The organism is Mucilaginibacter sp. UYP27 (genome assembly GCF_040547175.1).
Taxonomy (GTDB): Bacteria; Bacteroidota; Bacteroidia; order Sphingobacteriales; family Sphingobacteriaceae; genus Mucilaginibacter.
Map to the genome: position 1 here is coordinate 1 of NZ_JBEPPE010000023.1, position 2,526 is coordinate 2,526.

A 2,526-nucleotide genomic window follows, 5' to 3' on the forward strand; every position below is an offset into this window, starting at 1 on the left:
GATCAGGTGGAATTGTTCAGGGTTAAAGGTGCGCACGTAGCGGCAGCATAGTAAATATACCCATGGCAGGGTATTAGGCCAGTGTTCAAAAGGCCTATCGTCCATCGGCTTATCCGTGAGGGAAACCAAATATCGGGGAGTGTAGCATGCCGACACAAGTCTATAAGTTGACCAGTTGTCAGGTCACGACTGAATAGCAGGACGAGAAACAGATATGAGGATAAAATCCATACTGATTGAATGATAACCCAAGCGGCCTCTCCCGGTAGCTATGACGTAAGATAACTGAACTCGTCATACTGTGATACTTCCCTTTGGTCTTTGAGGAGGGTAAGCGAAGAACAAATCACAGCGCAATTGCAATATGCAATAACGGGTGGAAGTCATATCCGACAATCTGTAACGCCACAGTTACTATGTTGTTAAACGTGGATTACCTAAGTCGGAAAGCCGCTGGCGCGGCTATGGAACGCAGGTTCCTGAATATTCGATATGGTAACGGAGCTTCCGTAGTAGTCCGAGCAGGGGAAAGCCTTGTACATGGCGAAGGGAAGCAGCTAATATTATTTAATGCTAATAAAGGAAAATGTGTGAGACATTATGAGAAATCCACAAAAGGTATTAAACAGTTTAACAGAGCATAGCAAACTTTCAAACTATAAGTTTGAGAGGCTCTATCGTATTCTCTTCAATGAGGAAATGTATTATGTGGCGTACCAAAAAATCAATGCGAAGCCAGGTAATATGACAAAAGGCACAGATGGTCAGACTATTGACGAAATGAGCCTCGCCCGAATTGACAAATTAATTGGTGCGATCAAAGGTGAAAGCTACCAACCCCATCCATCAAGAAGGACGTACATACCAAAGAAAAATGGTAAGAAGCGTCCTTTAGGGATATCTTCATTTGATGACAAATTAGTGCAGGAAGTAATCAGAATGATACTTGAAGCAATTTATGAGGGAAGCTTTGAGCATACCTCACATGGTTTCAGGCCTCGGAGAAGTTGCCATACTGCACTTTTACAAGTCAGAAAGTCTTTCAACGGAGCCAAATGGTTCATAGAGGGCGACATTAAAGGTTTCTTTGATAACATCAATCACGATGTTCTGATAGGCATCCTGCAAGAACGCATCTCTGACGAACGATTTATCAGGCTAATGAGGAAGTTCTTAAATGCAGGGTACGTCGAAGATTGGGTATTCTACAGAACGTACAGCGGAACACCGCAAGGCGGTATTATTAGCCCCATATTAGCTAATATCTACCTTGATAAGCTGGACAAGTATGTAAAAGAATATATTCAAGACTTCGACAAGGGGGAAAAACGCAAATCAAACCGCGAACGCATCTTATGTGAATACGACAAGAGAAATGCTTTGAGTATGCTCAGAGCCGAAAGTGATGTAACTGAAAGAAAGTTAATTGTTAAACAAATCAAAGCGACCGACAGAAAAAGAGCAATGATACCCAGTTGCGACGAAATGGACCCTGATTACAGGAAACTCAAATATGTAAGATATGCGGATGACTTTCTAATAGGAGTGATTGGCAGTTTGGAAGATTGCAAGCAAATTAAACAGGACATTACCAATTTCCTGAATGATAAATTACAGCTTGTACTATCCGAAGAAAAGACGCTGATAACCCATACGGAAAAACCAGCCAAATTCTTATCATTTAACATTACTGTAAGAAAATCCAATCAGACAAAAAGGGCTGCTGACGGAAAAATGAAGCGAGTATTTCATAAGAAAATCGTTGTTAAAATTCCACCGGGCACCATTAAGAAAAAGCTGTTAGATTACGAAGTTCTGGATATCCGGCTTCACAATGGCAAAGAACAATGGAAAGCCAAAAGCCGTCCGGGACTGGCGTTCAACGATGACTTGGAAATATTGAGCAAGTACAATTCCGAGCTCATAGGCTTTTATAATTACTATTCTATCGCGCTAAATGTTGGAACAGTTAACACATTCAGCTACATCATGGAGTACAGTATGTATAAGACTTTTGCAAATAAGTATCATTCAACTGTCCCCAACATCTGTAGAGAGTACAAGAAAAACGGAGTATTCACCGTGTCCTATACGAATTGGAAACGTGAACGACGTTATCGTACTTTTTATCAAGGTGGTTTCCGGCGAAGCATTGAAGCCAAAGAATCTTCCGCTGACAAAACTCCCCACTACTTTCAGGTAGCTATGCGGACAAGCCTGATAGACAGGCTAAAAGCAAGTTGCTGTGAAATGTGTGGTAAGATCGATGAACTTGAAATGCATCATATCAGGAAACTGAAAGACATCAAAGAGGGCAAACGCCCTTGGGAGGTCCACATGATTGCGAGAAAGAGAAAGACAATGGCCGTATGCCATGATTGTCATAGGAAGATACATAATGGCGAATAAACTGAAAATATTAGTGGAGAGCCGTATACGCTGGAAGGTGTACGTACGGTTCGGGGGCGAGTACATGGAAACCTACTATAGTGATATAGCAAGGCGCTGGGTGCTTAGCCTACATTA

The 2,526-nt window shown here is 41.8% G+C and carries 1 protein-coding gene; it reads left to right on the forward strand.

The window, feature by feature from the left end; genetic code table 11:
* The first annotated feature begins 600 nt into the window (after positions 1-600).
* Positions 601-2,409 carry a reverse transcriptase/maturase family protein gene (locus ABIB39_RS23255; RefSeq protein WP_354432584.1) on the forward strand — a complete coding sequence of 603 codons (1,809 nt, stop codon included), beginning with the start codon at positions 601-603 and terminating at the stop codon, positions 2,407-2,409.
* Positions 2,410-2,526: the final 117 nt, after the last annotated feature.